The sequence below is a fragment of the Pantoea sp. CFSAN033090 genome (genome assembly GCF_001264395.1).
GTDB lineage: Bacteria > Pseudomonadota > Gammaproteobacteria > Enterobacterales > Enterobacteriaceae > Pantoea > Pantoea agglomerans.
Genome location: NZ_LGYX01000043.1, coordinates 1 through 1632 on the forward strand (window position 1 = coordinate 1; position 1632 = coordinate 1632).

At 64.4% G+C, this 1632-nt stretch carries 1 protein-coding gene; it reads right to left on the reverse strand.

From position 1 onward, the window contains the following. A partial coding sequence (locus tag AFL22_RS22900) for an Ig-like domain-containing protein (RefSeq protein ID WP_241773211.1) occupies nt 1–1632 on the reverse strand: 1632 nt, incomplete at both ends.

The window sequence follows — 1632 nt, forward strand, 5'->3', positions numbered from 1 at the left end:
TACCCGGTTGCCGTCCGCATCCGTGGCCCACACGATGACCGTCAGCCCCGCGCCCGCGGTGCCGTTCAGCGTCAGCGTGCCGTCGTTGGTGAACTGGCCCTTCTGCAGGAAGCCGCTGTCCGCATCCTCGCCCTGGCTGTAGTCGTCCACCACGTTTTCAATCGCCGGCTGCGCCGGGGCGCTGGTCAGGACGCTGAAGTCCCACGCCGCATCCGCCGTGCCGCTTACCTGCGGACCTTCATTGCCCGCCGCGTCCACCGCCGCGACCGTCAGGGCGTGTGCCCCGCTGCTCATTGCGCTGTCCGGCGTCCAGCTCCACTTGCCGTCCGCCTCCACCGCTGCGCTGCCGATCAGCTTGCCACTGTCGTAGATATTGACGCTGACCACACCCTGCGCTATTCCTGCCGTGCTCACGCTACCGCTGTAGGTCGGGCGTGCATCATCAGTCGTTGCACCGTCGGCGATCTCGCCCCGTACCGGACCGACGTCATCGGTCAGCGTGATGCTGCTGTCTGTAAAAGCGTCGATATCCGGCGCAGTGGTGTCGACGGTAAAGCTCCAGCCATCGTCATCAGTGCCGCTCACCTGCGGGCCTTCGTTACCCGCCGCGTCCACCGCCGCAACCGTCAGGTCGTGTGAGGATCCGTCCGCCATATCCTGCTCCGGCGTCCAGCTCCACTTGCCGTCCGCGCCCACCGCTGCGCTGCCGATAAGCTGGCCGTTGTCATAGATATTGACGTGATCGATGTCGGCGGTTGCGTCGCCGGAGAAGGTCGGCCGTGCGTCGTCGGTGACGCTGCCATCCAGGATCTCGCCGGTAATCGCACCGACGTCGTCGGTCAGGGTGATGCTGTCGATGACAAGGCCCGAGGTCTGGTTATCCGGCGGCGTGCTGTCTGTCGGGCCGTCGATCACAACGCTGTTGCTGTTGCCCGCCTCGTCGGTGGCTTCCACCACGACGTCTTTGGCGTCCACGCCCGCCGGATTCGGCTGGATGCTCCAGTGACCATCCGCGTCCGCCACCGTGCTGGTCACGCTGTCGCTGACCGGATCGGTGATCACGATCACCGCGCCCGGCTCGGCGTTACCGGCCAGCTCGTCTTCGGTGTTGTTCGTGATTTCCGGAGCCGCCGTGCTGGTATCCAGCTTAAACGGCCATTCTGCGCCAGGCGCGGAGATGTTTCCTGCCGCGTCCGTGCTAACGGCTTTGATACTATGATCGCCGTCTACCATATTGGTGGTCGGCGTATAGCTCCAGTTGCCCTGCGCATCCGCCCGAACGCTGCCCAGCACGCTGTCGCCGTCATACAGCGTAACCAGCGAACCTTTTTCCGCCTTGCCGGTAAAGGTCGGCGACGGATCGTCCGTTACGCCACCACTGGTCGTAGACGTGCCCTGTACAGTGCCTACATCGTCAATCATCCCGGTGATGGTCGGCAGGACAGGTGCGATGGTGTCAACGGTCAGGGTAAATTTCGCCTCGCTGCTGTTGCCCGCCGCATTGGTTACCGATGCCGTAAAGACGTGCTCACCATCAGCCAGCTCCGCCACCGCGAACGTCCATACGCCGCTGCTGTTTGCCGTGCTGCTGCCCAGCACCGCGCCCGATTTGTCGCTGATGGTCACCACCGC